The organism is Pseudoduganella sp. S-14 (assembly GCF_049913285.1).
Lineage (GTDB): Bacteria > Pseudomonadota > Gammaproteobacteria > Burkholderiales > Burkholderiaceae_D > Rugamonas.
Genome location: NZ_CP183991.1, coordinates 457,455 through 484,057, shown reverse-complemented (window position 1 = coordinate 484,057; position 26,603 = coordinate 457,455). Strand labels below are relative to the sequence as shown.

31 protein-coding genes are annotated in these 26,603 nt (G+C 61.2%); 17 read left to right on the top strand and 14 right to left on the bottom strand.

The window, feature by feature from the left end:
- Positions 1 to 10: 10 nt before the first annotated feature.
- The 7 genes from ACN9MZ_RS02345 to ACN9MZ_RS02315 form a co-directional block, all read right to left on the bottom strand.
- Positions 11 to 664: a glutathione S-transferase family protein gene (locus ACN9MZ_RS02345; RefSeq protein ID WP_426340722.1), complete on the bottom strand. Its 654-nt coding sequence runs from the start codon at positions 662 to 664 to the stop codon at positions 11 to 13.
- A gap of 219 nt (positions 665 to 883) precedes the next feature.
- Complete coding sequence (locus ACN9MZ_RS02340; RefSeq protein WP_426340721.1) at positions 884 to 1,264, bottom strand: DUF1761 domain-containing protein; 381 nt, start codon at positions 1,262 to 1,264, stop codon at positions 884 to 886.
- A 75-nt stretch (positions 1,265 to 1,339) separates the two neighbouring features.
- Entirely contained in the window at positions 1,340 to 1,678 is a 339-nt protein-coding gene (locus ACN9MZ_RS02335; protein WP_426340720.1) for a hypothetical protein, read from the bottom strand.
- A 77-nt stretch (positions 1,679 to 1,755) separates the two neighbouring features.
- Positions 1,756 to 2,496 carry an acetoacetyl-CoA reductase gene (gene phbB / locus ACN9MZ_RS02330; protein ID WP_426167185.1) on the bottom strand — a complete coding sequence of 247 codons (741 nt, stop codon included), beginning with the start codon at positions 2,494 to 2,496 and terminating at the stop codon, positions 1,756 to 1,758.
- Positions 2,497 to 2,528: 32 nt separating this feature from the next.
- Positions 2,529 to 3,707, bottom strand: coding sequence for an acetyl-CoA C-acetyltransferase (locus ACN9MZ_RS02325; RefSeq protein ID WP_426340719.1), 1,179 nt, complete (start codon positions 3,705 to 3,707; stop codon positions 2,529 to 2,531).
- A gap of 75 nt (positions 3,708 to 3,782) precedes the next feature.
- Positions 3,783 to 4,055 (bottom strand): hypothetical protein, encoded by a 273-nt coding sequence (locus ACN9MZ_RS02320; protein ID WP_426167181.1) that lies wholly within the window; start codon positions 4,053 to 4,055, stop codon positions 3,783 to 3,785.
- Positions 4,056 to 4,181: 126 nt separating this feature from the next.
- Positions 4,182 to 5,090, bottom strand: coding sequence for a LysR substrate-binding domain-containing protein (locus tag ACN9MZ_RS02315; RefSeq protein ID WP_426340718.1), 909 nt, complete (start codon positions 5,088 to 5,090; stop codon positions 4,182 to 4,184).
- Between the two features lie 101 nt (positions 5,091 to 5,191).
- Here ACN9MZ_RS02315 and metE point away from each other — a divergent pair, with 101 nt between their 5' ends.
- Positions 5,192 to 7,522 carry a 5-methyltetrahydropteroyltriglutamate--homocysteine S-methyltransferase gene (metE, locus tag ACN9MZ_RS02310; RefSeq protein WP_426340717.1) on the top strand — a complete coding sequence of 777 codons (2,331 nt, stop codon included), beginning with the start codon at positions 5,192 to 5,194 and terminating at the stop codon, positions 7,520 to 7,522.
- 71 nt (positions 7,523 to 7,593) lie between these two features.
- A complete protein-coding gene (locus tag ACN9MZ_RS02305) occupies positions 7,594 to 7,809 on the top strand; it encodes a hypothetical protein (protein WP_426340716.1) in 216 nt (71 codons plus the stop codon).
- On the opposite strand, the gene ACN9MZ_RS02300 is transcribed toward ACN9MZ_RS02305, so the two are convergent.
- Together ACN9MZ_RS02300 and ACN9MZ_RS02295 are read right to left on the bottom strand one after the other, a co-directional pair.
- Entirely contained in the window at positions 7,806 to 8,060 is a 255-nt protein-coding gene (locus ACN9MZ_RS02300; protein WP_426340715.1) for a GNAT family N-acetyltransferase, read from the bottom strand. The genes ACN9MZ_RS02305 and ACN9MZ_RS02300 overlap by 4 nt on opposite strands.
- Entirely contained in the window at positions 8,060 to 8,386 is a 327-nt protein-coding gene (locus ACN9MZ_RS02295; RefSeq protein ID WP_426340714.1) for a hypothetical protein, read from the bottom strand. Before ACN9MZ_RS02295 ends, ACN9MZ_RS02300 begins: the two co-directional genes overlap by 1 nt.
- A gap of 202 nt (positions 8,387 to 8,588) precedes the next feature.
- Between ACN9MZ_RS02295 and minC the strand changes: the two genes are divergently transcribed.
- The 3 genes from minC to minE are packed head-to-tail and all read left to right on the top strand — an operon-like array spanning position 8,589 to position 10,429.
- Positions 8,589 to 9,341, top strand: coding sequence for a septum site-determining protein MinC (gene minC / locus ACN9MZ_RS02290; RefSeq protein WP_426340713.1), 753 nt, complete (start codon positions 8,589 to 8,591; stop codon positions 9,339 to 9,341).
- 21 nt (positions 9,342 to 9,362) lie between these two features.
- Positions 9,363 to 10,178 carry a septum site-determining protein MinD gene (minD, locus tag ACN9MZ_RS02285; protein WP_426340712.1) on the top strand — a complete coding sequence of 272 codons (816 nt, stop codon included), beginning with the start codon at positions 9,363 to 9,365 and terminating at the stop codon, positions 10,176 to 10,178.
- On the top strand, positions 10,178 to 10,429 hold the full coding sequence (gene minE / locus ACN9MZ_RS02280) for a cell division topological specificity factor MinE (RefSeq protein WP_130316192.1): 252 nt from the start codon (positions 10,178 to 10,180) through the stop codon (positions 10,427 to 10,429). The genes minD and minE overlap by 1 nt, the downstream gene beginning before the upstream one ends.
- A 56-nt stretch (positions 10,430 to 10,485) precedes the next feature.
- Here minE and ACN9MZ_RS02275 read toward each other — a convergent pair whose 3' ends face one another.
- Positions 10,486 to 10,980, bottom strand: a complete 495-nt coding sequence (locus ACN9MZ_RS02275; protein WP_426340711.1) for a hypothetical protein — start codon at positions 10,978 to 10,980, stop codon at positions 10,486 to 10,488.
- Between the two features lie 207 nt (positions 10,981 to 11,187).
- On the opposite strand from ACN9MZ_RS02275, the gene ACN9MZ_RS02270 reads away from it, so the two are divergent.
- The 7 genes from ACN9MZ_RS02270 (at position 11,188) to ACN9MZ_RS02240 (ending at position 18,492) form a co-directional block, all read left to right on the top strand.
- On the top strand, positions 11,188 to 11,877 hold the full coding sequence (locus tag ACN9MZ_RS02270; protein ID WP_426340710.1) for a response regulator transcription factor: 690 nt from the start codon (positions 11,188 to 11,190) through the stop codon (positions 11,875 to 11,877).
- 54 nt (positions 11,878 to 11,931) lie between these two features.
- Complete coding sequence (gene hemA, locus ACN9MZ_RS02265; RefSeq protein ID WP_426167164.1) at positions 11,932 to 13,206, top strand: glutamyl-tRNA reductase; 1,275 nt, start codon at positions 11,932 to 11,934, stop codon at positions 13,204 to 13,206.
- An 85-nt stretch (positions 13,207 to 13,291) separates the two neighbouring features.
- Complete coding sequence (gene prfA, locus ACN9MZ_RS02260) at positions 13,292 to 14,368, top strand: peptide chain release factor 1 (RefSeq protein ID WP_426340709.1); 1,077 nt, start codon at positions 13,292 to 13,294, stop codon at positions 14,366 to 14,368.
- 109 nt (positions 14,369 to 14,477) lie between these two features.
- Positions 14,478 to 14,951 (top strand): disulfide bond formation protein B, encoded by a 474-nt coding sequence (locus ACN9MZ_RS02255; RefSeq protein ID WP_426340708.1) that lies wholly within the window; start codon positions 14,478 to 14,480, stop codon positions 14,949 to 14,951.
- Positions 14,948 to 15,778 carry a peptide chain release factor N(5)-glutamine methyltransferase gene (prmC, locus tag ACN9MZ_RS02250; protein ID WP_426340707.1) on the top strand — a complete coding sequence of 277 codons (831 nt, stop codon included), beginning with the start codon at positions 14,948 to 14,950 and terminating at the stop codon, positions 15,776 to 15,778. The genes ACN9MZ_RS02255 and prmC overlap by 4 nt, the downstream gene beginning before the upstream one ends.
- A 110-nt stretch (positions 15,779 to 15,888) precedes the next feature.
- A complete protein-coding gene (gshA, locus tag ACN9MZ_RS02245) occupies positions 15,889 to 17,481 on the top strand; it encodes a glutamate--cysteine ligase (protein ID WP_426340706.1) in 1,593 nt (530 codons plus the stop codon).
- Positions 17,482 to 17,484: 3 nt separating this feature from the next.
- Complete coding sequence (locus ACN9MZ_RS02240; RefSeq protein ID WP_426340705.1) at positions 17,485 to 18,492, top strand: histone deacetylase family protein; 1,008 nt, start codon at positions 17,485 to 17,487, stop codon at positions 18,490 to 18,492.
- A 2-nt stretch (positions 18,493 to 18,494) separates the two neighbouring features.
- Here the strand turns inward: ACN9MZ_RS02240 and ACN9MZ_RS02235 are convergent, their stop codons facing one another.
- Together ACN9MZ_RS02235 and ACN9MZ_RS02230 are read right to left on the bottom strand one after the other, a co-directional pair.
- Entirely contained in the window at positions 18,495 to 19,805 is a 1,311-nt protein-coding gene (locus tag ACN9MZ_RS02235) for an ATP-binding protein (protein WP_426340704.1), read from the bottom strand.
- On the bottom strand, positions 19,802 to 20,542 hold the full coding sequence (locus tag ACN9MZ_RS02230; RefSeq protein ID WP_426167152.1) for a response regulator: 741 nt from the start codon (positions 20,540 to 20,542) through the stop codon (positions 19,802 to 19,804). Before ACN9MZ_RS02230 ends, ACN9MZ_RS02235 begins: the two co-directional genes overlap by 4 nt.
- 152 nt (positions 20,543 to 20,694) lie before the next feature.
- Here ACN9MZ_RS02230 and ACN9MZ_RS02225 point away from each other — a divergent pair, with 152 nt between their 5' ends.
- From ACN9MZ_RS02225 to ACN9MZ_RS02205, 5 genes are all read left to right on the top strand, one after another.
- Positions 20,695 to 21,396 (top strand): cytochrome c biogenesis CcdA family protein, encoded by a 702-nt coding sequence (locus ACN9MZ_RS02225; RefSeq protein WP_426340703.1) that lies wholly within the window; start codon positions 20,695 to 20,697, stop codon positions 21,394 to 21,396.
- 2 nt (positions 21,397 to 21,398) lie between these two features.
- Positions 21,399 to 21,917, top strand: a complete 519-nt coding sequence (locus tag ACN9MZ_RS02220) for a thioredoxin family protein (protein WP_426340702.1) — start codon at positions 21,399 to 21,401, stop codon at positions 21,915 to 21,917.
- Positions 21,918 to 22,070: 153 nt separating this feature from the next.
- Positions 22,071 to 22,499 carry an organic hydroperoxide resistance protein gene (locus ACN9MZ_RS02215; RefSeq protein ID WP_057262147.1) on the top strand — a complete coding sequence of 143 codons (429 nt, stop codon included), beginning with the start codon at positions 22,071 to 22,073 and terminating at the stop codon, positions 22,497 to 22,499.
- Between the two features lie 55 nt (positions 22,500 to 22,554).
- On the top strand, positions 22,555 to 22,854 hold the full coding sequence (locus ACN9MZ_RS02210) for a DUF4148 domain-containing protein (RefSeq protein ID WP_426340701.1): 300 nt from the start codon (positions 22,555 to 22,557) through the stop codon (positions 22,852 to 22,854).
- Between the two features lie 41 nt (positions 22,855 to 22,895).
- A complete protein-coding gene (locus ACN9MZ_RS02205; RefSeq protein WP_426167146.1) occupies positions 22,896 to 23,348 on the top strand; it encodes a GNAT family N-acetyltransferase in 453 nt (150 codons plus the stop codon).
- Between the two features lie 47 nt (positions 23,349 to 23,395).
- Here ACN9MZ_RS02205 and ACN9MZ_RS02200 read toward each other — a convergent pair whose 3' ends face one another.
- Both ACN9MZ_RS02200 and ACN9MZ_RS02195 read right to left on the bottom strand, forming a co-directional pair.
- Positions 23,396 to 24,625 (bottom strand): FKBP-type peptidyl-prolyl cis-trans isomerase, encoded by a 1,230-nt coding sequence (locus ACN9MZ_RS02200; protein ID WP_426340700.1) that lies wholly within the window; start codon positions 24,623 to 24,625, stop codon positions 23,396 to 23,398.
- A 93-nt stretch (positions 24,626 to 24,718) separates the two neighbouring features.
- Positions 24,719 to 26,599, bottom strand: a complete 1,881-nt coding sequence (locus ACN9MZ_RS02195) for a potassium transporter Kup (RefSeq protein ID WP_426342853.1) — start codon at positions 26,597 to 26,599, stop codon at positions 24,719 to 24,721.
- Positions 26,600 to 26,603: the final 4 nt, after the last annotated feature.

Sequence of the window (26,603 nt, the reverse complement as noted above, 5' to 3'; positions counted from 1 at the left end):
CAATCAGTGTTCAGCCGGCCGCTGGCTCGGCAGTATTAAATGCCAGCTGTGCGGCAAAGGCCCGCTTGTATGCCGGACGCGCTTCGCCACGGGCCACGTAGGCGGCAAGGCGCGGGAATTCATTCAGGATACCCGATGGCCTCGCCCGCAGCAGCACCGACACCATCAACAGGTCGCCCGCGCTGAAATCGCCATCCAGCCATTCTGCATCGCCCAAGCGCGCGGAGAGTTGGCCCAGCCGAGTGCGTATCCGATCCATGATCAAGGGCAAGCGCTCTTTGCTCCAGGGCTTGTCGCCTTCCTGGAATTTGGCGATGACGATTTCCAGGATAGGCGGCTCAACCGTATTGAGAGCGGCAAACATCCAGGTGATGGCACGCGCCCGGGCATTGGCATCTTCCGGCAACAGGCCAGGATAGTGCGAAGCGATATGGAAAATGATCGCGCCCGACTCGAAGAGCGTCAGGTCGCCTTCTTCATAGGTCGGAATCTGGCCGAACGGATGCAGGGCAAGGTGCGCGGGCTCCTTCATTGCGGCAAACGAAACCGGACGCACTTCGTAAAGTTGCCCCACTTCTTCAAACGCCCAGCGCACGCGCGTATCGCGTGCAAGGCCCATGCCGCCATCTGGCGAGCGTTCAAATGCAGTAATGATCTTAGTCATCGGAGTCTCCTGGTGATTGAGAAAAAAGTGCCCGTTCAGGAATAACGACGAGCGACTAATGACAAAATCGACAGGTCCTATCCTTCGTTCCGGTGCGTTTCAGGAACGTTTTGCGAAAACAAGGAGAGTGCGTAACGAGGCAGAATATCCGGTACCCCGCCATCGATCTGCACCAGACCTGCGTCGACTCCATAATAGCCTTCCAGCTTTTCTGCCTCATCAGTGCCAAAGGCCAAGAATGAGGCCGAAGAGCAGGAACTGAGCGGTGTGGTAGCCGCCGTCGATCAGCAGCAGCTTGAGGCTGCGGTTGGCGAACTGGTAATTGATGCCGAAGCAGGCAGCCACCATGCCGAACCCGGCCAGCAAGGCATGCTTGATCGCGTAGTCCATCGTCGGCGCCGGGCCGACCCAGCGAGCGAAGGCGAAGGCCGCCAGCAGCGAGAAGATGAAGGCCACGCCGAAGACCCTGGCGGGATGACCAGCTTGCTCGACGCTGCCGTTTTCGTCATTCCATATCTTGCCGAACACGGCCGGCGAATACCACAGGCCACCCAGCATGAAGCTGGAAACTGCTGCCAGCAGCACGGCGAAAATATTCATCCCCATCATTTGCATCGTCGTCCCCCAGCGAATTATTGTTGAGAAACGATATGTGAGGCGGGCGGCGCACGTCAATCATTTGTTGTCGCAATGCGCCGAAAGCATTTCTCCCATCTTGCCGCTGGCGGCCTGGCGGTCGTCGGCCCAGGTCAGGGCGGATTCGGTGCCGCCGGGTTCTTCGCGGCGCAGGAAGCTGACGTAGGTGGAGCCTTTCTTGCCGGTGACGTGCATCAGGCGGACTTCACAACTGCGGCCGGTGGCAGCGGCCTTGGCGGTGCTCAGCACGTCGACCTTGATGACGGGACCGATATGCGCTACTAGCGGCGCGCGCTGGTTCAGGATGTCGAGCAGCTTGTCTTGCGGGATGTCGCGGCTGCAGGCCACAAGCAGCAGCACGGGCAGCAATTTTTTCATGGCGCCTCCAAAAGAACAAACGCCGACCGGCGCGGAGGCCAGACGGCGTTTGGGTGTTGCGTTGCTCTTTGCTTCGATCAGGACATGTGCTGGCCGCCGTTGATCGCGATATTAGCGCCGGTGACGAAGGCCGCTTCTTCCGATGCCAGGTAGGCCACCAGGCCAGCCACTTCCTCCGGCTTGCCCAGGCGGGCCATCGGGATCTGCGGGATGATCTTCGAATCCAGCACGTCTTTCGGGATCTCCATCACCATCTTGGTGCCGATGTAGCCGGGCGAGATGGTGTTGACGGTCACGCCCTTGCGTGCCACTTCCAGCGCCAGCGCCTTGGTGAAGCCGTGCACGCCGGCCTTGGCCGCCGAGTAGTTGGTCTGGCCGAAAGCACCCTTCTGGCCGTTCACCGAGGAGATGTTGATGATGCGGCCCCAGCCACGGTCCACCATGCCATCCGCCACCGGCTTGGTCATGTTGAACACGGAGTCCAGGTTGGTCTTCATCACGGCATCCCAATTGACCTTGTCCATCTTCTTGAAGGTCATGTCGCGGGTGATACCGGCGTTATTCACCAGCACATCAACTGGGCCGATGTCGCGCTCGACTGCTGCAATGCAGGTTTGCGCCGAATCGTAGTCCGACACATCGCAAGGGTAGGCCGTGAAGTTATAGCCCTGGTCCTTCATCGTGGCCAGCCACGACTCGTGCGTCTTATTGCTCGGGGAATACGTGGTTACCACTTTGTAGCCCAGTGCGACCATCTTGATGCAGATCGCTTCGCCCAGACCACCCATGCCGCCTGTTACTAATGCAACTCGTGCCATTTAATGTTCCCCTATTTATTTTGAACGAAAGCTCATTCCCTCTCAACTGCCAGTGCTACGCCCATGCCGCCGCCGATGCACAGCGAGGCCAGGCCCTTCTTGGCGTCACGGCGAACCATTTCATGCAGCAGGGTCACCAGGATGCGGGCGCCGGATGCGCCGATCGGGTGGCCGATCGCAATCGCGCCGCCGTTGACGTTGATCTTGCTGGTGTCCCAGCCCATTTCCTTGTTCACGGCGCAGGCTTGCGCGGCGAACGCTTCATTGATTTCCATCAGGTCCAGGTCCTGCGGCGACCAGCCGGCCTTCTTCAGGCACAGTTGAGAAGCGGTGACCGGGCCCATGCCCATATAAGCCGGGTCCAGGCCGGACGAGGCGTAAGCCTTGATGCGGGCCAGCGGAGTCAGGCCCAGTTCCTTGGCTTGTTTGGCGGACATCATGACCACTGCAGCGGCGCCGTCGTTGATGCCGGAGGCATTGCCGGCGGTAACAGTGCCTGCCTTGTCGAAGGCTGGACGCAGGCCGGACAGGGTTTCCAGCGTGGAGCCCGGCTTCACGTATTCGTCCTGGTCGAAGAAGATGCTGCCTTTCTTCTGCACGATTTCCAGCGGCAGGATCTCGTCCTTGAATTTGCCGGCCTTTTGCGCGGCTTCCGCTTTCAGTTGCGACTGCAACGCGAATTCATCCTGCTGGCTGCGCGAGATATCGTACTTCTTGGCGACGTTCTCGGCGGTGATGCCCATGTGGTACTGGTTGTACACGTCCCACAGGCCGTCCACGATCATGGTGTCGACCATCTTGGCATCTCCCATGCGGAAGCCGTCACGCGAGCCGTGCAGCACGTGTGGCGAGGCGCTCATGTTTTCCTGGCCACCGGCGATGATGATGTTGGCGTCGCCGCACTTGATGGCTTGTGCCGCCAGGTGGGTGGCCTTCAGGCCGCTGCCGCACACCTTGTTGATGGTGTAGCCCGGAACAAAGCTTGGCAGGCCGGACTTGATCACGGCCTGGCGAGCCGGATTCTGGCCAACGCCAGCAGTCAACACCTGGCCCATGATCACTTCGCTGACCAGGTTCGGGTCGATGCCGGTCTGGGCCAACAGGCCCTTGATGACATGGGCGCCCAGATCTGATGCCGGGGTCTTGGCCAAGGAACCACCAAACTTGCCTACGGCGGTACGGCCTGCTGCAACAATTACTACGTCATCCATTCTGCTTCTCCGGGGGTGGTATGAAAATCATTCAATGCATTCTAGCTAAGTGCCATGCGTGCGGCCAGCTAAGGCCTACCGGAACAGTGGCTTATTCAAGGCCACTTCCGTTGCCTCGCGTCCATAAGCCTGCGCACGGTCGATGGCGTGCTTGCCCTGGTCGGTTGCCATTTGCAGCAAGTCTTGTGGATGCTGGATGGCCAGGAATTCGTTTGAGGCTGCGGTCATGGCAGCAAGCGAAGCCAATGTGGTATCACGATGCCAGTCACAGATGCTGGCGAAGCTGGCGAGTTGCGCGTCAAAAGCCGCTTGTGCGGCGCGGGAAAATTCGTCGTTGAACGCGTACATGCCCATGCTCCTTCAGTTGATCGGTGGCTGAGATACCGCAAGACTTCTCATGTTAGTACGCGATTCCAGACAATTGTTTGATAAACATCAAGGCCGCTTTCATTTTGCATAAAACCTTACGCGATGTCACGACAATAACTTGATACCGTCCAAGGTGGCCGCGCATTGCTCGCGTATCACGTTAACGAAGTCGGCCACGTAAGCCTTGTGCTGCAAGGCCGGAGGCACCGAGACGAACAGGTCGCTCCACAAGCCGGTCTCGCCGATCGGACGAGCGATGACGTAGTCGTAGTCGACATAATTCTTGATCGCCCAGTTCGGCAATGCCGCCACACCGCGCCGGCTTGCAACCAGTTGCAGAATCATGACCGTGAGTTCGGCGGTACGGCGCTGGAACTCAATGCCGGCCGGGCGCAGCACTTCACGGATCAGGTCGATGCGCGTTTCGGGCACCGGGTAGGTGATCAGGGTTTCGCCTGCAAAGTCTGGCGCCGAAAGGCGGCGTTGCGTGGCGAGGCGGTGCTTCTGCGCCATCACGGCCAGGATTTCGAAGCGGAACAGCGGGAACGTCGAGTACTCGGCGCTGTAGTCGGAACCGATTACCAGGTCTGCGGCGCCATTGCGCAGCAGATCGGCCGGCTCGCTGTGGAAGCCGGACACCAGGTCGATTTCCACTTCCGGCCAGCGGGTGCGGAAGGCATCCATTACCGGCATCAACCAGTCGAAGCACGTATGGCATTCAAGCGCCACGCGCAACTGTCCGGTGTCGCCTTGCGACAGGCGCAGCACGTCCCGCTCGGCCTTTTCGACTTCCGGCAGCAGCGTATCTGCCAGTCTCAGCAGCCGCTCTCCGGTTGCGGTGAAACCAATGGGTATCGATTTACGCTCAAACAGCGGCGTTCCGTATCGATCTTCCAGCAATTTAATCTGATGCGACAAAGCCGACTGCGTCAGGTTCAGCAGTTGGGCCGCCTTGACCAGGCTTCCGGAGGAGCGGAGCGCAGACAGCGTGCGCAGGTGACGAATCTCGAGCATGTATGAAAAGTTTTCAAGTTAATGCATAAAAAGTTTCGTTTTTATTATATGCCGTCATGCCGCAAACTGTACTTCACCAATATTTCTTAAGCATGACAAAAATGAAACTCGTACAAACTCATATTCCTGGTTTCCCACGCATCGGCGCCGCGCGTGAATTGAAATTCGCCCTGGAGCGCTTCTGGCGCGGCGAATCGTCCGAGGCTGCGCTCCAGGAAACTGCGAGCAATCTCCGTGCCCGCCATTGGGAGACCCAGCGCCAACATGGCCTGGACTTTGTCACGGTGGGCGATTTCGCCCTGTACGACCATGTGGCCAACCATATCCAGCTATTCGGCTGCGAGCCGGCGCGCTTTGGTTTCACTGGCGACGAGACGCCACTGGCGCGCTATTTCGCCATGGCGCGCGGCGACAGTGCACACGCATCGTGCGGCTGCGGCCACAATGGTGCAGCGCTGGAAATGACCAAATGGTTCGACACGAATTACCATTACCTGGTGCCGGAATTCAGCGAGTCCACTGATTTCGAATTGCACGCCAAACGGCTGCTGGATGAAGTTGCCGAAGCCCGCGCCGCCGGCCATCCGGTCAAGGCAGTATTACTCGGCCCTCTGACTTTCCTCTGGCTCGGCAAGGAGCGCAATGCTGCGGCGGACTTCAGCCGCCTCGACCTGCTCGACCGTCTTTTGCCTGTATACAGCCGGCTGCTGATTCAGTTGCGTGCTGCCGGCGCCGAGTGGGTGCAACTGGACGAGCCTATCCTTGGCCTCGACTTGCCGAACGCCTGGCGCAATGCCTTTGAACCGGCATATTGGCTGCTCAATCAGGCCGGAGCGCAATTGATCGTCGCCAGCTACTTCTCGCCGCTGGAAGAAAACGTCAGCCTGGCCTGCCGCCTGCCCGTCGCTGGCTTGCACGTGGATGCGGTGCGCGCCGCCAGCGAGCTGACCAGCGTGGCCGACTGGCTTCCGGCGCACAAGGTGCTGTCGATCGGCATCATCGATGGCCGCAACATCTGGCGCACCGATCTCGATGCGGCCATGGCCACGCTGATGCCCGTGCTGGCAAAACGCAGTGGTCCGGTCTGGCTGTCGACCTCGTGCTCGCTGCTGCATGTGCCCTACAGCCTGGCGGCGGAACCGGCGCTGGACGACGAGTTGCGCTCGTGGCTCGCCTTCGCCGAAGAAAAGCTGGCGGAGCTTGCGCTGCTTAAAGCGGCATTGTCTGCCGATGAGCGAGTGTCGGGGCAGGTTGCACGGGGATTTGCCGAAGCGCGCGCAACACTGAAAGGCCGCCGCGCCAGCACCCGTGTGCACAACACCGATGTGTCAGCACGCATGGCCGGCCTGGCGTCGGACGATGCCGCTGCGCGCCGCAACTCGCCATTCGCACAGCGCCAGTATTTGCAACGCGAGCGCCTGCAGTTGCCGGCATTTCCGACCACGACCATCGGTTCCTTCCCGCAGACACCGGAAATCCGTATTGCCCGCGCAGCCTTCAAGCGCGGCGAATTATCCGCGCCGGACTACCGGCAGGCGATGCGCGCCGAGATCGCGCATGCGGTCCGTACGCAGGAAGAGCTTGGCCTCGACGTGCTGGTGCATGGTGAAGCCGAGCGCAACGACATGGTCGAATACTTCGGCGAACAGCTCGACGGATTTGCGTTCACCGCGAACGGCTGGGTGCAATCCTACGGCTCGCGCTGCGTGAAGCCGCCAGTCATTTACGGCGATGTGCAGCGCCCGCAAGCGATGACGGTTGGCTGGACGGAGTACGCGCAAAGCCTGACCGGCAAGCCGATGAAAGGCATGCTCACCGGGCCGGTAACAATCCTGCAGTGGTCTTTCGTGCGCGACGACCAGCCGCGCGAAGACACCGCGCAGCAAATTGCGGCTGCCATCCGCGACGAAGTACGCGACCTGGAGAACGCTGGCATCGCCATCATCCAGATCGACGAGCCAGCCTTGCGCGAAGGCCTGCCGCTGCGCCGCAACCGCTGGGATGTCTATCTCGCATGGGCGACCAAGGCATTCCGCATCAGTGCGGCAGTGGCAGGCGATGCCACGCAGATCCACACGCACATGTGCTATGCCGAGTTCAACGACATCCTGCCAGCGATTGCCGCGCTGGATGCCGACGTGATCACGATCGAGTCAAGCCGCTCCGCGATGGAGCTGCTGGGCGGCTTCGCCAGCTTCCGCTACCCGAACGAGATCGGCCCCGGCGTGTACGACATCCACTCGCCGCGCGTGCCCGGCAGCGATGAGATGGCCGCGCTGCTGCGCAAGGCGGCGAAGGTAGTGCCGCCTGCGCAGCTCTGGGTCAATCCCGACTGCGGCCTGAAAACTCGCGCCTGGCCGGAAACTGCCGCAGCCCTGCAGAACATGGTCGCCGCCGCCCAAAAGCTTCGCGCAGAGATGGAACCTTCCTGACCCACCCCTGTCCAAGCTCAAAGTCTCCTCTCTCGGATCGGTTCAAAGTTGAGCCATTCGAAGGAGGCGATATGGATGACCACGAGCGGATTACCAAAGTAGAGGCAGAGGTGGCTAGCATGCAAAAAGATATCGACAGGCTATATGGTGCGATCGAAACCCTGCGCGAGCATATGGACAGTGGTTTCGAGACGCTGCGCAAGGAACATGCAATTACCACTCGCTGGTTGAGCGGGCTGACAATAATGATGGCCGGCGTGTTCGGGCGGCTATTTGGACTGTATTAGCAGACAGGATAGATCCAGCGCACAACTGTTTCCCCATCCGTGTCGACGAAACTCTCGCGCGCCGTGAAACCCAGGCGCGATACGACTTTCGACGAACCGATGTTTGACGGAAGAATCTCTGCAACGACCCTTTGCACCGAGCGATGCCTCACGGCCAACTTCAAAAGCTGAGCCACTGCAGCACTCGCAATGCCGCTCGCCAAGTCGAGCAGTTCTACGCACGTAAGCTGACGCAGTTCGATTTCAAACACTATTTGGCGCTCCCCACAAAATGCAGCGCCTCGCGCGCCAGCGCGGGCCAGCTTGCCGCATTCGCGCGAACCGCCAGCCACTCCTTCATCAAACGGCCATGGCCGGGGTCGAACTTTTGGCCGATACCTGAAGCCTCCAGCTCTTCCACCCGCGTGCGCGGCAACTTAACGACAAATTCGTCGGCCGACGTCACCATGGCGAAGATCTTTCCGTTAACCTTCAAAGCCGACGAACCGAAAGCGTTTTTCGCGCCTTGTCTCAAGTCGACGCCTGGTTCGCCGGCAAAATTTTCGGCCAACGCGGCAAAGCATGCGCGGGTATCCATAGCCAGCCTCTCATTGTTCAATTGGCAAAATTAACCGTTTAGCAGCGGGCGGGTTTTGGCATCGTAACACGCAGTGCCCTTTCCAAAATTCCAGCGTTAGCAGCCCGCCAGCCCGCATAAACCCTGGACAAGCCTCCCCAAGCAAGCTTAAGCAAAGTACAATGCACCCAGCCTGGGCCCAGCCCGTTACTTTGCGATTGTTATGCCTAAGAGTACGTTCCAGAAGCCTATCGAAATCAAGATTTCCACCGTCGTCGCCGTGTCCGCCATCATGTACACGAGCGATCTCGCCGCCCTCGACGCTGCCATGCACGAGATGACTGGCGGCGTTTCCGACTTCTTCGAAGGTGACCTGGCCGTCATCGACGTCGGCGACCTGGCGCCAGGCTGCGAACGCATCGACTGGGCGGCAACCATCGCCCTCCTGAAAAAATACCGCCTGAATCCGGTGGCTGTGCGCAACGCCAAGCCGGACATGGTGGAAGAAATCCAGCAACACGGCCTGCAACTGGACAGCGGCAAGCGCGAAGAAGCGCCGGTCGCCACCCCGAAACCAGCGCCAGCTCCGGCCCCAGCGCCGGCCCCGGCTCCCGCGCCGGCGGCACCAGCATTCAGCGGTACCATGATCATCGACACCCCGGTCCGGGCCGGCCAGCGCATTTACGCGCGCGGAGGCGACCTGATCGTGATGGCCGTCGTCAACAACGGCGCCGAGATCATCGCGGATGGCAGTATTCACGTTTACAACACTTTGAACGGCCGTGCCCTGGCTGGCGCCTCCGGCGACGCTTCGGCCCGTATTTTCGCTATGTCGATGAGCCCGGAACTGGTCTCGATCGCAGGTGTTTATCGTACTTTTGAAGATGGTTTCCCGACCGAAAACGCACGCAAGCCGGTACAAATCCGGCTGAACGGCGAGAGTCTGGATATACAATCTGTCAATTCCGCAAAATAACAGTTCAGTAAAGGATTCTTTGTGGCACGAATTATTGTAGTTACGTCCGGCAAGGGCGGTGTCGGCAAAACGACTTCCAGCGCCAGCTTCTCCACCGGCCTCGCCATGCGTGGCCACAAAACCGTCGTCATCGATTTTGACGTCGGCCTGCGCAACCTGGACCTGATCATGGGTTGCGAACGACGCGTTGTGTATGACCTGATCAACGTGGTGCACAAGGAAGCCACCCTGAACCAGGCCCTGATCAAGGACAAGCACTGCGAGAACCTGTACATCCTGCCGGCGTCCCAGACCCGCGACAAGGATGCCTTGACCGAAGACGGCGTGGAAGGGGTGCTGGCCGAGCTGATCAAGATGGACTTCGAGTTCATCGTCTGCGACTCGCCGGCCGGTATCGAACACGGCGCGCTGATGGCGCTGACCTTCGCCGACGAAGCCCTGATCGTGACCAACCCGGAAGTGTCGTCGGTGCGTGACTCCGACCGCATCCTGGGCATCATCCAGGCCAAGTCGCGCCGCGCGCTGTCCGGCGGCGAACCGGTCAAGGAACACCTGTTGATCACCCGTTACTCGCCGAAGCGTGTAGAAGCGGGCGAGATGCTGTCATTTGAAGACGTGCAAGAAATCCTGCGTATTCCTTTGATCGGCATCATCCCCGAGTCGGAGCAAGTGCTGCATGCTTCCAACCAGGGTAACCCGGCAATCCACTTCAAGGGAACCGATGTGGCCGAAGCCTACACCGACGTGGTGGCGCGCTTCCTGGGCGAAGAAGTTGAGCTGAAGTTTACCGACTATGAAAAGCCTGGTTTCCTGAAGCGTATCTTTGGAGCTAAATAATGGCCCTGCTTTCTTTCCTGTTCCAGAACAAGCCCAAGACGGCGGTTGCGGCAAAGGAGCGCTTGCAGATCATTATTGCTCGTGAGCGCAACGGCCGCGCCGGGCCGGATTTCATGCCGGCGCTGCACAAAGAGCTGGTTGATGTGATTTCGAAGTACACCAAGGTGTCGGCGGACGATATCAAGATCTCGCTGGATCGCCAGGGCAACCTGGAAGTGCTTGATGTGAATGTGGTGCTGCCAGACGCCTAAACCGGTAGATCTGGGTCAGACCCAGGGGTCTGACCCGACCGGCGGCCGCCGCAGCTTTACCGGTTTTCTCCCCCTGCCAGCACCTGCCTGGCCACCTTGGCGCAAGCATCCACATGCTGGTAGCCGATCTGCCGGAAAGCAAAGAAACCAATAGTAGCTGACGCAATTTGACCAGCAATAGGCACCAGCTTGCCCGCCTGCTTCGCCGCCATCTTGCCCGCGCTGCGTTTCAACACTGTGGCAACCAGCTCGCGCGTAACAACTTTCCCCACGAGCATCCCGCCCAGGCTGATGACAGCCTCGTAAGCGATCAGCTTCAATTTCGGCTGCATGCGGTCGATCTGGGCCGGCGACAGGCCAAATTCGTGGTTCACGTCGTCGATCAACTGGGTGAACAGGCGCAGGTCCGACACCACGTCGATACCGGGAATCGGCACCGCCGCCACGCCCGCCGAAACCGCCGCGCGACGCCGCACCAGGCGCCGGCAGCGCTCACGCACTTGATCGATATCCGCCTCGGTGGAGGGCAGCACAGTCCAGTCATTTTTCATGTTTTCGCTCCCCAATCGACTTGCAAAATAAGACCTGATCCATTGTGCTAGCCGCCCAAGCAGTGTACCGTGTGATAGAGGGACAGCCTCGCACGGCACCGAGCAGAGTAGTACCACGCGGCAATATTTGATCAAATTGGTAACTATTTCTTGTAAAACTCTGTTATATTCGTGTGACTGCTTCTTAACATTTTGCTGTAAAGAACCATGAGAATCGTTGTCCTTGATGCTGACCGAAGCCAGGCGGACCTGATCTGCCAGGTCCTGACTTCTGCTGGTCATGCCTGCCATGGCTACCAGACCGGGAAGGACTTGCTGGCCAATATGCGCAAGGACAGCGTCGACATGCTGATTCTCGACTGGCAGGTTACCGATATGGATCCTGCCGAGGTCATTCGCAAGGCCCGCGAAAAACTGCCTGAAAACGGCCCTGTGATGTTCCTGACCACCAGTTCCGGCGAAGACGATATCGTGACCGGCCTGTCGGTCGGGGCCGAAGACTTCCTGGTGAAACCGCTGCGCCGCGCCGAATTGGTAGCGCGCGTGCAGGCCCAGCTGCGCCTGGCCTACCCGAGCCAGAACGGGGCCGAACAATTGCAATTCGGCCAATATGTCTTCGAGACGCGCCCTGGCCGCTTGTTGATGGACGGGCAAGTACTGGACGTGACCCACAAAGAGTTCTACCTGGCTCTGCTGTTTTTCCGCAACATCGGCCGTCCATTGTCGCGCGCTTATATCCACGAAGCGGTCTGGATCCGCGAAACCGAAGTCCCGTCGCGCACGATGGACACCCACGTTTCCCGCGTCCGCAATAAATTGCAGCTGAAGCCGGAAAACGGCTTCCGCCTGGTGCCGGTGTACAGCTACGGCTACCGGCTGGAAAAGCTGGGTTCCTGAGAGCGAAACCTGCTCAAGGTATAATGGCGTCTGGAATCTCCCGTCTGGACCATGATGCAACTGCTCGCCGTCGGCCTCAACCACACCACTGCACCCGTCGCGCTGCGCGAACGGCTGGCGTTCGCGCCTGAGCAGCTGGGCACGGCGGTGGCGGCCGCGCGCAACTGGTTTGCCTGCGCGGATTCGAAAGGCGGCGACGAGGCAGCCATCCTGTCCACCTGCAATCGCACCGAACTGTATGCTGCCAGCAATGCTGCCAACCCGCTCGACGCCGGCGCCCAGTTCCTGGCCGATTTCCACAAGCTGAATTACTCCGAGCTGCGCCCGCACCTGTACATGCTGCCGCAGCACGATGCCGTGCGCCATACCTTCCGCGTCGCTTCCGGCCTCGATTCGATGGTGCTGGGCGAAACCCAGATCCTGGGCCAGATCAAAGACGCGATCCGCACTGCCGATGAGGCGGGCGGACTGGGCACTTACCTGCACCAACTGTTCCAGCGCAGCTTCTCGGTGGCCAAGGAAGTGCGCAGCACGACCGAGATCGGCGCGCACAGCGTGTCGATGGCGGCGGCGGCTGTGCGCCTGTCGCAGCGCATCTTCGACAAGATCTCCGAGCAGAACGTGCTGTTCATCGGCGCCGGTGAAATGATCGAGCTGTGCGCCACCCACTTCGCGGCGCAGAATCCCAAGTCGATCACCGTCGCCAACCGCACGATGGAACGCGGCGAAGCACTGGCGCACCGCTTCAACGGCAAGGCCATGCGCCTGGCCGAACTGGGCAACCAGCTGCACCAGTACGATATCGTCATTTCCTGCACGGCGTCGTCGCTGCCGCTGATCGGGCTGGGCATGGTGGAACGCGCCATCAAGGCCCGCCGCCACAAGCCGATGTTCATGGTCGACCTGGCCGTGCCGCGCGATATTGAGCCGGAAGTGGGCCGCCTGAACGACGTCTTCCTGTACACCGTGGACGATCTGGGCAAGGTGGTGCAGACCGGCATGGAGAACCGCCAGGCGGCGGTTGCGCAGGCCGAGGCAATTATCGAGACCCGCGTGCAATCATTCATGCACTGGATCGACGACCGCGCCGTGGTGCCGGTGATCCAGGGACTGCAGGAAAATGGCGAAGTGATTCGCCTGCTGGAACTGGAACGCGCACGCAAGCTGCTGGCCAAGGGTGAACCAGTCGATGCGGTACTTGAAGCGCTGTCCAAAGGCCTGACCGCCAAATTCATGCACGGTCCGCAGCAAGCGCTGCACCGCGCCCAGGGCGACGAGCGCGCCCAACTGGCCGAGCTGTTGCCACAGTTGTTCCGCGGCCGCCGTTAGCGGCGCCTCCCCGCAGCCTGCCGCACAAGCGGCACCCCTCCCGTTTTTCCGCGCCGCCTGGCGCTTCCTTCCGCATAGGACCCGAATGAAACCATCAATGCTGGCCAAGCTGGACCAACTGGCAAACCGCCTGGTCGAACTGGACGAACTGCTGATGTCCGAAGGCGCCACGTCGAATATGGACAGCTACCGCAAGATGACGCGCGAGCACAGCGAGCTGCAACCGCTGGTGGCGCTGTATAAGGATTACCAGCAGGTGCTGGGCGATATCGACGATGCGCAAGCGATGCTGTCCGATCCGGACATGAAGGAATTCGCGCAGGAAGAAATCGAAGCCGGCAAGGCGCGACGGGGCGGGCTGGAGCTGGACCTGCAGAAGATGCTGCTGCCGAAGGATGAAAACGACGAGCGCAATATCTTCCTCGAGATCCGCGCCGGCACCGGCGGCGACGAGTCGGCCTTGTTTGCCGGCGACCTGCTGCGCATGTACACCCGCTTTGCCGAGCGCTCGCGCTGGCAGGTAGAGATTGTGTCGGCATCCGAAAGCGACCTTGGCGGCTACCGCGAGGTAATCGCGCGCATCATCGGCAATGGCGCCTATTCGAAACTGAAGTTCGAGTCGGGCGGCCACCGCGTGCAGCGCGTGCCGGCCACCGAGACCCAGGGCCGCATTCACACCTCGGCCTGCACCGTGGCCGTCATGCCGGAAGCCGATGAAGTGGAAGACGTCCACATCAACCCGGCTGACCTGCGCATCGACACCTACCGCGCGTCCGGCGCCGGCGGGCAGCACATCAACAAGACCGATTCGGCGGTACGCATCACCCACCTGCCCTCGGGCATCGTGGTGGAATGCCAGGACGACCGCTCACAGCACAAGAACAAGGCCTCCGCGATGAAGGTGCTGGCAGCGCGCATCAAGGACGTGCAGTTGCGGGAACAGCAATCGAAGGAAGCCGCCACCCGCAAGAGCCTGATCGGCTCGGGCGACCGCAGCGAGCGCATCCGCACTTACAACTTCCCGCAAGGGCGCATGACCGACCACCGCATCAACCTCACGCTGTACAAGCTGGACATGATTATGGACGGTGACCTGAACGAACTGACCACCGCCCTGACCACCGAACACCAGGCCGAACAACTGGCCGCCCTCGGCGACTAAATTAAATGGGGACGCACCCCATTTATCTGGTTCTAGACAAATGGGGTACGTCCCCATTTAATTTACGCTTTGTGCGAGAATTGGGCGGATTTTCAACCCTGATAACTTGATGACGATGAGCAACCGTAACGTTCTGCTGGCGATCGCCTTTGTGAGCTTTGGCATGATTGGCGCGGCAATGTATCTGCAGCATGTGATGTACCTGATGCCTTGCCCGCTGTGCGTGATCCAGCGCTACCTGTTCATCGCGATCGGCTTCGCGGCCTTGATCGGGGCCTTTACTTCCAAGCCGAAAATTGCGGCGGGTGTTGGCCTGCTGGGCGCTTTGGGCGGCATGGGCGTGGCGATCAAGCAGCTGTGGATCCTGGCCCACCCTGGCCTGTCCTGCGGCATCGATCCTATGGAAACGATGCTGAACAAGATCCCTACCTCGGAATACCTGCCTTGGCTGTTTTACGCTGAAGGACTGTGCCAGGACGCGAACGAGAAATTCTTTGGCCTGGTGATCCCGATGTGGTCTTGCATCTGGTTCGGCATCCTGGCCGTCGTCACTGCGTGGCTGCTGCTGCGTAAGCGCGCATGAAAGACCAGGTCACGGCCGGGATCACGCTGGGGGCTTTGCAGCGCAAGGCTTTGCTCGATCCGGTCGACCAGCGCATCCTGGTCTGCCATGCGCTTGGCATCAGCCGCACGGCACTGATTACACAGGCCGACCGCGTGCTGAGCGCGGAGGAGGCGGGGCGCGTGGCCGCCCTGCTGCAGCGCCGCCATGATGGCGAGCCCGTGGCCTATATCATCGGTCAGCGTGAGTTCTTCGGCCTTGATTTCGAGACCACGCCGGCGGTATTGATCCCGCGTCCCGACACGGAACTGCTGGTGGAACTGGCGCTGGTGCGCCTGCCGCCGCGCGGCAAGGTGCTGGACATGGGCACCGGCAGCGGCGCCATTGCGGTCGCCATCGCCCATAGCCGGCCGGATGCCAGCGTTACTGCGCTGGACCTCAGCCAGGAAGCCTTGGCCGTGGCTGCGCGCAATGCGCAGCGCAATCACGCGACGGTGCGTTTCCTGCACAGCGACTGGTATGGCGCGGTGCAGGGCGAACAGTTCGACCTGATCGTCTCCAACCCGCCCTATATCGCGGATGGCGACCGCCACCTGTCGGAAGGCGACCTGCGTTTCGAACCTAGCGGCGCGCTGACCGATTTCGCCGATGGCCTGAGCGCGCTGCGCACCATCATTGCCGGCGCTCCGGCCAGGCTGGCGACGGGCAGCTGGCTGTTGATGGAACATGGCTACGACCAGTCTGCCGCCGTGCGCACGCTGCTGTTGTCATCCGGTTACACTGATGTGCAAAGCTGGCAAGACCTGGCCGGCATCGAACGGGTCAGCGGCGGCCGCCGCCCCGGGTAAAATACGGCAACATGCGGCTTCCGGGCCGTTTTTGGGGGCCATCGTACGCGCTTTTCGGTTTTCGGTTAATCTCGCACCAATTTGATTTGCTGCATCGGAAAGGAAGCAAATTGTCCAATCTATTGACTCGCCGCCTGGCCTTATTGGCCGACGATCAGCACCGTGCAGTACTGGGCGGCGGCCTGCGCGGCATTGAGCGAGAAACCTTGCGGGTCCAGCCGGATGGCCACCTGGCGCGTACGCCCCATCCCCTGCCCCTGGGCTCGGCCCTGACGCACCCGCACATCACCACCGACTACGCGGAGACACTGCTGGAGTTCATCACCCCGGCGGAGCATGACATCGCGAGCACGCTGGAAAGACTGGATGCGATCCACCGTTTCAGCTACACCAAGTTGGGCGATGAACTGATCTGGAGCCAGTCGATGCCCTGCGAGTTGCCGGCCGAGGAAGATATCGAGATCGCCTGGTACGGCAAATCCAACCTGGGCATGCTGAAGCACGTGTACCGGCGCGGCCTGGCCCTGCGCTATGGCAAGGCAATGCAGTGCATCGCCGGCATCCATTACAACTATTCGCTGGACGAGCGCCTGTGGCGCATCCTGGCCGAGAACGAGGGCGCGACCCACGTTTCGCCCAAGGCTTACCAGTCGGAAGCCTACCTGGCGACCATCCGCAACTTCCGCCGCTACAGCTGGCTGCTGATGTACCTGTTCGGCGCTTCCCCGGCGCTGGCCGAGGGCTTCCTGCGCGGCCGCCCGCACAAGCTGGAAAAGCTGTCCGGCGACACGCTGTACCTGCCGTATGCGACCAGCCTGCGCATGAGCGACCTGGGCTACCAGAACGAGGCGCAATCGGGCCTGCACCCTCACGAGAACAGCCTCGATTCCTATGTAGCCACGCTGACCAAGGCGGTCAACCAGCCTTACGAGCCGTATGCGAAGATCGGCACCAAGGTGGACGGCGAATGGGTCCAGCTGTCGACCAACGTGATCCAAATCGAGAACGAGTACTACTCGACCATCCGTCCGAAGCGCGTGATCAACACCGGCGAGCGTCCGATCCAGGCGCTGTGCAACCGGGGCGTGCAGTACATCGAAGTACGCTGCATGGACGTCGATCCGTTTGAACCGGTCGGCATCAACGTGCAGACGGGCCGTTTCCTCGACGTGTTCCTGCTGTTCGCCGCGCTGGAAGAAAGCCCGCTGATCACGCCGGAACATGGCGCACTGCTGGCGCGTAATTTCGCGCGCACGGTGAAGGAAGGCCGCCGTCCGGGCCTGATCCTGACCCGCGATGGCGAAGAGGTCACGCTGAAGCAGTGGGGCCTGGACATGCTGGAGCGCTTCAAGCCTGTGGCGGAGTTGCTGGACCGCGAGCACGGCGGCCGCGAACACATGGCGGCGCTGGAAGCACAAGCGGCCAAGCTGCACGATCCCGAACTCACCCCTTCCGCACGCGTGCTGCAGGCGCTGCGCGAGAACGGCAAGTCGTTCACGGCTTTCGGCCTGCACCAGAGCGAGAAGCATGCGGCTTACTTCCGCAGCCATCCGCCAAGCGGGGAGGACGTGGCGCGCTTCAGCGAAATGGCGCGTGTCTCCATCGCGGAGCAGGAGCAACTGGAACGTACCCAGACCGGCAGTTTCGACGATTACGTCAAGGCCTATCGGGCCAGCAACCTGTGCCCGAACCACTGCACCTGACCCTTGCTCACCTTCTTTAACGAACAGCACGCGCAACAGTTCGGCGGCACGGACCATCTGGTCGGGTCCGTACAGGCAGAACTGGAGCGGCGCGGGCTGGGCCAGATCGTGACCCCGCACAGCGTGCCGCTGACCGCGCTTGAACGCACACACAGCCCGCGCTACCTCGCTTTCCTGCGCAACGCGTGGAGCGAATCGCTATCGCATCCGGAATTTGCGGGCTGGCCGGTTGTCACCGCCAATCAGCATGCGATACGCACCATGCGCACCGATATCGAGCCGGAGGATTTCGGGGCCCGTCTCGGCCTGTATTCGATGGATACCTTCACCGGGATCGGCGCCGGCACCTGGAGCGCGGCCAAAGGTGGCGCCGACTGCGCGGTCAATGCGGCGCATGCCCTGCGGGCCGGTGAGCGCGGAACCTTTGTACTGACGCAGCCGCAAGGCCACCACGCCGGCGCCGATTTCTGTGGCGGCTACAGCTACCTGAACAATGCGGCCCTGGCCGCCCAGCACTTGCTGGATGACGGGATGGCCAAGGTTGCCATCCTCGACCTCGATTACCAGCACGGCAATGGGGCACAAGGCATTTTCTACGAACGTTCCGACGTGCTTTGCCTGTCGATCCATGCCGACCCGCGCCATGCCTTTCCGTACTTTTGCGGCCATGCCGACGAAACTGGCGCGGGCGCCGGGCTTGGCTACAACGTCAACATCCCGCTGGTGCCGGGCGCCAATTCGCAGGCCTGGTTCGCTGCACTGGAAACGGCTTGCGTGCGCCTGTCGATGTACCGGCCGGAGGCGCTGATCGTGGCCCTGGGCGGAAACATCTTCCAAGGCGAAGAGCACGGCGGCTTCGGGCTCGCATCAGCCGATTTCCTGCGCCTTGGCGAGCGCCTGGCCTGGCTTGGCTTTCCCACCAGCTTCCAGCTTGAAGGCGGGACGATCCGGCGCGAGCTGGGCATCAATATCGTCAACGTGCTGGAAGGCTTCGACTGCGCCATGGTCTGAGCTTAACCTGGCAGCGCCAGCCGCGCTTCCAGTCCGCCCCCGTCGCGCTGGCGCAGTGTCAGAGCACCGCCCATCGCGGTGGCCAGTTGGCGTGCAATCGCCAGGCCAAGGCCGGTGCCGCCGGTCTCGCGGCTGCGTGAAGACTCCAGCCGCACGAAAGGCTCGAAGACCGCTTGCAGCGATTCCGCCGGGATGCCCGGGCCGCGATCCAGTACCTGGATCACGATGCCGCCAGCATGTGACGCATCCGACGTCACGCATACTTCTGCGCTTCCGCCAAACTTCAGCGCATTGTCGATCAGGTTGCCCAGCACGCGCCGCAGTGCTTGCGGGCGCAGCTCCATCGCGCGGCCAACTGCACCATGCAGCGTGACGTCCTGACCTGCGTCGGTGTAGTCATGCACCATGCTGTCGAGCAGCGCGTCCGGATCGATGCGCGTCGCCGCTTCCGAGGTGCCGTGCAAGGTGCGCGCGTAGGCCACGCCTTCCTTTACCAGTTGTTCCATCGCCTGCAAGTCCTGCCGCAGTTTGGATTGCTGCGCCTCATCATCCATCATGTCGACGCGCAAACGCATACGGGTAATCGGCGTCTGCAAGTCATGCGAGATCGAGGCCAGGATCTGGATGCGCTCGGCCATGTAGCCGGCAATACGCTGCTGCATGGCGTTGAAGGCGCGCGCGGCACGCGCCACTTCCGATGGCCCGCTCTCGGGCAGGTGAGCGCCCTGCATGTCGGGGCCAAGCGCGTCGGCCGCCAGCGCAAGCTGCTCCAGCGGCCGCGTCGCCAGGCGCACGGCCAGCCAGCAGCATAGGGCAAACACCGCAAGCTGCGCTACCATCAGGGCACCAAACCAGGGCGACATCGGCACGCTGCGCATGGGACGGAAGTCGATCGTCAGCGGCATGCCATCGCTCAATCGCAGATGCACCTGATAGCGTTCGTGTTCGCCGATAATCTGGTGCACGGTCAGCTTGTATTGCTTGCCGACGCCCTCCTCGAACGAGCGCACGGCATTCGCCTCCAGCACTTCCAGGTGCGGCAGCGATTCGTCGCATTCCTCCAGCCTGAATTCGTAGCTGCGGCGTGCCAGGCGTGGCAACCAGTCCGCGCGTTGGGCCGCAGGCAAGGCGTCGAGCAGGGCCACCGAGGTGGTGACCTCGCGCTCGATATAGCCCATCATCATATTGGTAGTCGCCTCATTTCGCTCGCGCATGGTGAGCCAGAACGACAAGCCCTGCGCCACCGCCACGCCAAGGCACAGCAGCAGGGCCAGGCGGGCGAACAGGGAGCGCGGCCAGTGCAAGCGCATCATGGCTCGCCTGCCGCCAACGTGACGGCGGCCGAAAACACATAGCCTTCACTGCGCAGCGTCTTGATGTAGCGCGGCTCACGCGCCGTGTCGCGCAGGCGCTGGCGCACGCGGCTCACCAGCAAGTCGATCGAGCGGTCGAACTGGTCGGCGTTGCGGCCCTGGGTAAGGTTCAGCAACTGGTCGCGCGTCAGCACGCGCTGCGGGTGGTCGAGGAAGACGCGCAGGAGACGGTATTCGGCGCCGCTCAACGCCACCTGCGTGCCGTCGGCGTCAAGCAGGTGGCGCGCCACCGTGTCGAGACGCCAGTCGCCGAAGGCCAGCATCGGCACCGATTCGTTGACCTGCATGTTCGGCGGCAGCATGCGCGTGCGGCGCAGCACGGCGTTGATGCGCGCCAGCAGTTCGCGCACGGCGAAAGGCTTGGGCAGGTAATCGTCTGCTCCCATTTCAAGGCCGATGATGCGGTCGGTTTCGTCGTTGCGCGCGGTCAGCATCAGCACCGGGATGGCCTTGTGCTTGCCAGCGCGCAGGTCGCGGCACAAGGCCAGGCCGTCTTCGCCGGGCAGCATCAGGTCCAGCACGATGAGATCGGGCGTGTCTTCCTCGATCACGGCGCGCATCTGGCGGCCGTTGGCCGCCAGCGATGTGCGCAAGCCGTTTTTCTGCAGATAGGCGCCGATCAACTCGCGGATATCACGGTCATCGTCAACGATCAGGATGTGGTCTGGGTTTTCCATGAAGCCATGATACCCAATGCGGGACAGGGATTTGTATCCCAGTGTGTACAGCCCGGCCAGGTACACAAAACATTGCACGCAAGGGGGTGTGGCGAAATATGCCGGATACCCGGGGGCGGTTCAATGGAGTCATTCCAAGACAGGAGCTGACCATGACCAACCCGCTCGACACTCCACTGGCCTTCCTGGCCGGCCTGCTCACCATCGCTTCACCCTGCGTGCTGCCGATGCTGCCCATCCTGCTGGGCTCCGGCGTCAACCAGCGCAACCGCCGCCGTCCGCTGTTCATCGTGGCCGGCTTCATCCTGAGCTTTGCCAGCTTCGCCATGCTGCTGGGCGTGGTCTCGGCCACGATCGAAGTGGCCCAGGACGTGCTGCGCAATACCGCCCTTGCCTTGCTGGCCCTGTCCGGCCTGTTCCGCCTGTGGCCGGCCCCTTATGAATGGCTGGTCGCGCGCCTGCCGGGCCGCAGCGCCGACGCCGCCCCGCGCGAGGACGACGGCAGCAATGGCGGCGCCTTCCTGCTCGGCATATCGCTGGGTGCGGTCTGGACGCCTTGCGCCGGTCCGGTTCTGGCTTCGATCCTGGTGCTGGTGGTGAAAGCGCAAGATCCGGCCTGGTCAGCCCTGCTGCTGACCCTGTACGCCGTCGGCGCGGCTGTGCCCATGCTCGGGATTATTTACGGCGGCCAGTACGCCACCCAGCGCGTGCGTTCCGTGGCCCGCCACGCCGAGCGCCTGCAGCAAGTGTTCGGCGTGCTGGTGGTCGCCACCGCCATCGCGATCTACCTGCAGTACGACACCCTGGCCTACTCCTGGGCCGCCCAACACCTCCCTACCCTGAAAGGACTGTGAATATGAAGACCACCCTGAAATTCCTGGCTGCCGCGGCAACGCTGGCGGGCGCCAGCGCCGGCGCCGGTGCAGCAACGGCCCCGTTCGAAGCGCCCGAATTCAGCGGCATTACCCAATGGCTGAACAGCGAGCCGCTGACGATGAAACAACTGCATGGCAAGGTGATACTGGTTGATTTCTGGACCTATGACTGCATAAACTGTATCAACACCCTGTCGCACGTCGTGCAGTGGCACGACAAGTACAAAGACAAGGGATTGGTCGTGATCGGCGTACATACGCCGGAGTACGCTTTCGAGCGCAAGACCGAGAACGTGCGCACCGCTTTAAAGCGTTTTGACATACGTTATCCAGTCGCGCAGGACAACCGCTACGCCACCTGGAACGCGTACAACAACCGCTACTGGCCAGCCTTCTATTTAGTCAACAAAAAAGGCCAGGTGGTGTATACCCACTTCGGCGAAGGCCAGTACGAGCAAACCGAAGCGCGGATCCAGCAACTGCTGGCTCAAACCGAGTGAGTTCATGATGAGCGAAAAATTCTTCAAAAATAGCTTGCAATTAAATCGCACACTATCTATAGTGTGCACATGGGCAGCAAACAAGGCCCCGGAAACTGGAAATAAATAGCACGCTAATTAATCGCTCACTACTCACGAAAAGGAAACCATACCATGGCAAAGATCTCCAACATCCTGTACCGCGCAAACGCAACTTCCACCGGCGGCCGCGAAGGCAAATCCGCCTCCAGCGACGGCGCACTGGACGTCAAGCTGACCACTCCAAAAGAACTGGGCGGCAATGGCGCGTTCGGCACCAATCCGGAGCAACTGTTCGCCGCCGGCTACTCAGCCTGCTTCATCGGCGCCCTGAAGTTCGTTGGCGGCCGCGACAAGATCGCCGTACCGGCTGACGCTTCGATCAACGCCACTGTCGGCATCGGCCCGATCGAAACCGGCTTCGGCATCGAAGTGGAGTTGAAGATTTCCCTGCCAGGGGTGGATCGCGCCACCGCAGAAAAACTGGTGAACGCCGCCCATATCGTGTGCCCGTACTCGAATGCGACTCGCGGCAATATCGACGTCACCCTGACCATCGTATAAGCAACAAGGGCCCGGCAGCAAAGGCAAGCCGGGCCCACCCAACAGGAGAAATATCATGAAAGCATTTGCAACCATCATCGCTTCCGCCGCCCTGGCCCTCTCCACTGCCGCCCAGGCAGCGCCGCCCGACACCAACAGCGGCGAAGGCTACCAGGCCGACAACTCTTTCGTATCGACCAAAACGCGCGCGGAAGTGAAGGGGGAGACCATCGCCGCCCTGCGCCGTGGCGAAATCCTGAACGGCGAACTGTATCCGCTGGACTTTGCCTCCCCCACCCGCGGCAAGACCCGCGCCGAAGTGAAGGCAGAACTGGCCTCTGCCATCCGTAACGGCGAGCTTCGCGTCGAATATTAAGCTGGCATAAAATGGTCGCCTCCTATCAAGCGGGGCGACCAATGATTGAATGGCAGTGGCTGGACTTCAACAGCATTCCCAACGCAGACCTGTATGAATTGCTGCGGCAGCGGCAGGAGGTCTTCGTGATCGAACAGCAGTGTTTTTACTCCGATATGGACGGCTACGATGAAGCCGCCCACCACCTGCTCGGCTGGCAAACGATAGAGGGCAAGCGAACCCTGGCCGCTTACCTGCGCTGCATCGCGCCGGGCATCAAGTATCCTGAAATGTCGCTGGGCCGCGTGCTGACGACGCAGGCGGCACGCGGCAGCGGTGCTGGCCGGCAGTTGATCGCGGAGGGCATCCGCAACGCGGAGGCGCTGCATCCCGGCCACCGCATCCGCATCGGCGCCCAGGCCCACCTGGAAAAATTCTATGGCAGCTTCGGCTTCAAGGCTGTCGGCGAGCCATATGACGAGGATGGCATTCCACACCTGGAGATGCTGCGCTAGGCAAAAAGAAACGGCCCGAAGGCCGTTTCTTTTTGGACTTCCGCCAATTACTTGGTAATGGAAGTTACTTCAACATCGAAGATCAGCGGCGCGTTCGCCGGAATGCTGCCCTGGCCGGTCGCGCCGTAGCCCATGCTTGCCGGGATGATCAAGGTGCGCTTGCCGCCCGCTTTCATCCCGAGCAGGCCGTCCTCCCATCCTTTGATCACTACGTTGGCACCCAACTTGACGGTCATCGGTACCCCTTTGGTCAGGGAAGTGTCGAAACGCAGGCCGCGTTTGTCCGTGACGCTGTCGTCGTACAGGTAGCCGGAGTAGCTCACGGTCAGCGTGTTGCCTGTGACTGATGCATCTCCTGCGCCTTCAGCGACGATGATTTTATCGAAAGCAGGCTGCGCGGTTTGCGCCGGAGGCGTAGCGTTGAGGGCAGTCATCTCGATTTCGTACACGACGGCGGTGCTTGGCGGCACGATGTAGTTACCGGCATCGTCCTTGCGGCCATACTGGGCCCAAGCCATGTTGGCCGGGATCAGCAGCCTGCGCTTGCCTCCCACTTGCATGCCCACGATGCCCTGGTCCCAGCCTGCAATGCGGCTGTCCACGCCCAGCAGGAAGCTGAAAGGCTGGCCACTGTATTTGTCCAAGAATTCCGTACCCTTGTTGTCTGGCTTGGTGTTGTCGTACAGCCAGCCGCGGTACTGGATGGTCACCAGGTTCTTGGCAGCGGCCGCTGCGCCCGAGCCGACTTGAAGCTCTTGCTTGGTAAATACCGGCTGCGGCGGAATCGGCGATGGCAGCGTGCTGAAGCTATGCACGTTCAGTTGATACACGACCGAGGTATTGGCAGGGACGATCACCTTGCCAGTCGAGTCTTTGACATCCACCGGGCCAAAAGCCATATTCGACGGGATGATCACAAGGCGCGAGCCGCCCACTTGCATTCCGGTCAAGGCCTTGTCCAAGCCCGCAATGCGGGTGCCGACGCCGACCGTCATGGTCATCGGCTTATCGACGCCGCTGGTAACGGAACTCTCGAACTCATCCCCTTTTTTATCGGTCTTGGCTTCGTTGTACAGCCAGCCGGTGTAGCTGAAGGTGACCAGATCGCCGGCGGCTACTACCGGAGCACTGCCACCAGGCTCGCTGTCCACAACTACCGCATAAGCAGGCTGCGGCGGCAGCGGAGTGGTGTCGTTATTTTTGGCACCACCACCGCATGCTGTCAGGGCCGCGGCGCAAGCCAGGGTGGCGATTGCCTTGAACATCGAGTTCTTCATTTCAATCTTGCCTATTCGTTAAAGGAGGGTAACGGAGCAGCAGTTTAGCAGACCGTTAATCCCCCCTCTACAAGAGGCAAGATCCGTTACAAATTAAATCTCCACTTGTGTGCCAAGTTCGATGACGCGGTTCGGCGGGATCTGGTAATAGTCCGCCGCAGCGCGTGCGTTGCGCGACATCGCCACGAACAGGTGCTCGCGCCATGGCGCCATGCCGTCGCCCGGCGCAGAAATCACGGTCTGGCGCGCGATGAAGAAGGAAGTCTCCATCATTTCGAACTTCAGCCCTTTCTCTTCGCACAGGGCCATGATGGCCGGAACGTCCGGCTCGTCCTTGAAGCCGTAATTGATATTCAGCTGGTAGCACTCATGGCCCAGGGCTGTCACGCGGACCTGTTCCGAAGGCGGCACATAAGGCTCCTCCACGATATGCACGGTGAAGAACACCACGCGTTCATGCAGCACCTTGTTGTGCGACAGGTTGTGCAGCAGTGCATGCGGCACCCCATCGCTCTCGCCGCGCAGGAACACCGCGGTACCCGGCACGCGGGTCGGCGGCGCCATGAACAGGGAATTCAGGAACTCTTCCAGCGGGATCGCGTGCTTTTCCAGGTTCTTGAACACCAGCTCGCGGCCGGTGCGCCAGGTCAGCATGGTGGTGAACAGCGCGGTACCGAGCAGCAGCGGGAACCAGCCGCCGTGGAACAGCTTCAGCGCGGAGGACGAGAACAGCATCACATCCATCACGATAAAGAAGCCGGTTGCGGCGAAGCACAGCACCAGCGGCAAGTGCCAGCGGTAGCGGATCACGAAGAAAGTCAGGATGGTGGTGGCGAACATGGTCGCCGTCACCGCGATACCATAGGCGCTTGCCAGGTTGTCCGAGCTCTTGAAGCTGATCACGGCGATCAACACCACGATCAGCTGCAGCCAGTTCACGACAGGAATATAAATCTGGCCGATCTCGCTGGCCGAAGTATGCTGCACGCGCATGCGCGGCAGCATGCCGAGCGCAATCGCCTGCTTGGTCATCGAGAACGAGCCGGAAATCGTAGCCTGCGAAGCAATCACCGCAGCAGCCGTCGACAGCACAACCAGCGGGTACACGCTCCATGCGCCAAGCTGGTTGAAGAACGGGTTGGCAATAGCGTCCGGATTGCGGATCAGCAGCGCGCCCTGCCCCAGATAGTTCAAAATCAGCGAAGGGAAGCAGACCCAGAACCAGGCCATGCGGATCGGCTTCTTGCCGAAGTGGCCCATGTCTGCGTACAGCGCTTCGGCACCGGTAATCGCCAGGACCACAGCACCCAGCGCGACGAAAGCGATGAAGCCGTTGTCACGCATGAAAATGGCGGCATGGTAAGGATTCAGCGCGGAGAGGATGGCCGGCGTTTCGGCGATATTCGCGACGCCCATTGCGGCCAGCACGCCGAACCAGATCGTCATGATCGGCCCAAAGAAGCGGCCAATGCCAGCCGTGCCGTGGCGCTGCACGGAATACAAGGTGACCAGCACGACGATGGTCAGCGGCACCACATATTGCGCTAGGCCGGGCGCAGCAACTTCCAGACCCTCGATCGCACCCAGCACGGAAATGGCCGGGGTAATCACGGAGTCGCCATAGAACATGGTGGCGCCGAAGGTGCCGATCAGCAGCAGAGGAAAATGCGCTTTCGGGGCGGCCTTGTGCACGGAGTTCAGCGCCAGCGCCATCAGGGCCATGATCCCGCCCTCGCCGCGGTTGTCGGCACGCAGCACCAGGCTGACGTACTTCAACGACACGATCAGCGTCAGGCTCCAGAAGATCAGGGAAATAATGCCCAGCAAGTTGGCCTGGTTGAGTGCCAATCCGTGGGTGGGGTCGAAGACTGTTTTGAGGGTATAGAGGGGGCTGGTACCGATATCGCCGTAGACAATGCCAATGGCGGCCAGTGTCAATGCAGCTACGCTGCTTTTCTTATGTTGTGACAAGATTTCA